The 3135-nt window shown below is 64.6% G+C and carries 3 protein-coding genes; all 3 read left to right on the top strand.

All coding sequences use genetic code 11. The annotated features are described in order from the left end of the window. Nucleotides 1–712 (top strand): aldehyde dehydrogenase family protein (locus tag E1J61_RS36205; RefSeq protein ID WP_133093546.1); only part of this gene is annotated, 712 nt, incomplete at its 5' end. Between the two features lie 70 nt (nt 713–782). Continuing rightward, nucleotides 783–2447: a GMC family oxidoreductase gene (locus E1J61_RS36200; RefSeq protein ID WP_133098566.1), complete on the top strand. Its 1665-nt coding sequence runs from the start codon at nt 783–785 to the stop codon at nt 2445–2447. 367 nt (nt 2448–2814) lie between these two features. After that, nucleotides 2815–3135: ATP-binding cassette domain-containing protein (locus E1J61_RS36195; protein WP_133098565.1), on the top strand; the 321-nt coding region annotated here is incomplete at its 3' end.

Here is a 3135-nt window from a genome sequence, read left to right as displayed (position 1 = left end):
CCTGGACCAGGCGGTCGATGCGCTGATTGGTGCGGCCTATGGCTCGGCGGGCGAGCGCTGCATGGCGATCTCCGTTGCCGTGGCGGTGGGGGACGTTGCTGACAAGCTGGTGCCGCGGCTGGCGGAGCGGGCGCGTGCGCTGAAGATCCGTAACGGGATGGAGTCAGACGCCGAAATGGGTCCACTGGTGACCGGGGCGCACAAGGCCAAGGTCGAGGGGTATATCGCGAGGGGCGTGGAAGAAGGCGCGACGCTGGTGACCGATGGGCGGGGGCACAAGGTCGAAGGGCATGAAAACGGCTTCTACGTCGGTGGCACGTTGTTCGATCATGTGAAGCCCGACATGACCATCTACAAGGAAGAGATTTTTGGACCGGTCTTGTCGGTAGTGCGGGTGCATGATTTTGCCGAGGCGGTGGCGTTGATCAATGCGCATGAGTTTGGCAACGGCGTGTCGTGCTACACCAGCGACGGCGGGATTGCACGGGCGTTTGCGCGGCAAATCCAGATTGGTATGGTCGGGATTAATGTTCCCATCCCTGTTCCTATGGCCTGGCATTCATTTGGTGGATGGAAACGTTCGCTGTTCGGCGACCATCATGCCTACGGCGAAGAAGGCGTGCGGTTCTATACGCGCTACAAGAGCGTGATGCAGCGGTGGCCGGATGCCATTGCCAAGGGGGCTGAATTTACGATGCCGGTGGCTAAGTAAGGTCTTGATTGGTTTTTGGTTTTTGCTGCCAAGCCGCAGGCAAAGCACACATTCCAAACATAAGAAAGCCATGGAGACATTCGACTACATCATCGTTGGCGCCGGCTCAGCCGGCTGTGTCCTGGCCAACCGCCTGACCCAGGACCCTGACATCAACGTCCTCCTGCTGGAAGCTGGCGGCAAAGACGACTACCACTGGATCCACATCCCGGTAGGCTACCTGTACTGCATCGGCAACCCCCGCACGGACTGGCTCTACCGCACCGAAGCCGAGGCCGGCCTGAACGGCCGCTCCCTTGGCTACCCCCGCGGCCGCGTCTTGGGCGGATGCTCGTCAATCAACGGCATGATCTACATGCGCGGCCAGCGCGAAGACTACGACGACTGGGCCCGCCTGTCCGGCGATGACGGCTGGAAATGGGACAACGTGCTTCCGCTGTTCAAGCGCTGCGAAGACCACCACCGCGGACCAAGCGAATTCCATGGTGCCCACGGCGAGTGGCGCGTCGAAGCGCAGCGGCTGCGCTGGGACATCCTCGAGCGCTTTGCCGATGCGGCGGAGCAAGCCGGCATCCCGCGTACCGACGACTTCAACCAGGGCGACAACTTCGGCGTCGGCTACTTTGAAGTGAACCAGCGCCGCGGCATCCGCTGGAACACCGCCAAGGCCTTCCTGCGCCGCGCGTCGGAGCGCCCGAACCTGACCATCGTCACCGGCGCGCAAGTCAGCGCGCTTACCTTCGACGGGCGCCGCTGCACTGGCGTGCAATACATCGGTGGCGGGCAGCCGCATGCCGCGGCGGCGCGGCATGAAGTCATCCTTTCCGCCGGCGCGGTCAATACGCCGCAGCTGCTGGAGCTGTCCGGCATCGGCGAGCCGGAACGGCTGCGCGCACTCGGCATCGAGGTACGCCACGCCTTGCCCGGCGTGGGTGAAAACCTGCAGGACCACCTGCAGCTGCGCACCGTGGTCAAGGTCAATGGCGTGCGTACGCTCAACACGCGTGCCGCCAGCCTGTGGGGCAAGTTGTGCATCGGCGTCGAGTACGCCTTCAACCAGAGCGGGCCGATGAGCATGGCGCCGTCGCAGCTGGGCGCATTCGCGCGCTCGGATCCGTCGCAGGCGCGGCCCAATGTGGAGTACCACGTGCAGCCGCTGTCGCTGGACAAATTCGGCGATCCGCTGCACGCGTTCAATGCCTTCACCGCCAGCGCCTGCAACCTGCGGCCGACGTCGCGCGGCAGCGTGCATGCGCGCAGCGCCGATTTCCGCGATGCGCCGGTGATCGCGCCCAACTACCTGTCGACCGATGAAGACCGGCGTGTCGCCGCCGATTCGTTGCGGCTGACGCGCCGCATTGTGGCATCGCCGGCGCTGGCGCCGTACCAGCCCGAGGAATACCTGCCGGGTGCCGCGTTCCAGACCGACGAAGAACTGGCCGAAGCCGCCGGCAGCATCGGCACCACCATCTTCCATCCCGTCGGCACCTGCAAGATGGGACGCGGCGACGACGGCATGGCAGTGGTCGACAACCGGCTGCGGGTGTTCGGCATCGAGGGGCTGCGCGTGGTCGATGCCTCGGTGATGCCGCTGATCACCTCGGGCAATACCAACTCGCCCACCATCATGATTGCCGAGCGCGCCAGCGACATGATCCGCGAAGACCGCCGGCGCGGCGCGGGCGCAGCGGGAGTGATGGCGCCAGCGCCACTCGCCGCGGCGGAAAACGCCTGAAGGTGGCAGGCGCGGGGTGCGCAGCATGGGAAATCGGGCGCGAAAGCATGGGGGCGCCAGGTGGCGTTTGCTGATCATGTGCGCCTGCAAAAAAACTGACACTTGGTTCATGTTTCATAGTGCAAACCCCGATGTTTTGCGATGCAACAGGCGCACACAATAGACGCCTCGGAGGGTGCGCGGGCTGCACATTGTGCTGGCCGCTGTCCTCCGGCGGGAGCCGCCCCGCACAGCCATGACAAAGACGCCGCAGCACGCCGCGACCACGGACGTGCCTGACGGACGCGGCACAGGGCCTACAGGCCGGTTCGGACCATCAGTCAGTGCCGGGCATCACCCGGCGTACAACGAAGGGCGGGCAGGAGACATGAACCAGCAGGAAACCATCCTGGAAACGCGGAACCTCACCAAGGAGTTCAAGGGGTTCACCGCGGTGAGCGACGTCAACCTACAGGTGCGCCGCGGCTCGATCCATGCATTGATCGGCCCTAACGGCGCAGGCAAGACCACTTGCTTCAACCTGCTCACCAAGTTCCTGGAGCCGACCACCGGCACCATCGTATTCAACGGCATCGACATCACCCGCGAGAAGCCCGCGCAGATCGCGCGCCGCGGCGTGATCCGTTCGTTCCAGATCTCGGCGGTGTTCCCGCACCTGACGGTGATGGAGAACGTGCGCATCGGGCTG

The sequence above is a fragment of the Cupriavidus sp. L7L genome, from assembly GCF_004353535.1.
GTDB lineage: Bacteria > Pseudomonadota > Gammaproteobacteria > Burkholderiales > Burkholderiaceae > Cupriavidus > Cupriavidus oxalaticus_A.
Note: the sequence above shows the minus strand (reverse complement) of the source record. Positions and strands in the feature narration are given on the sequence as shown.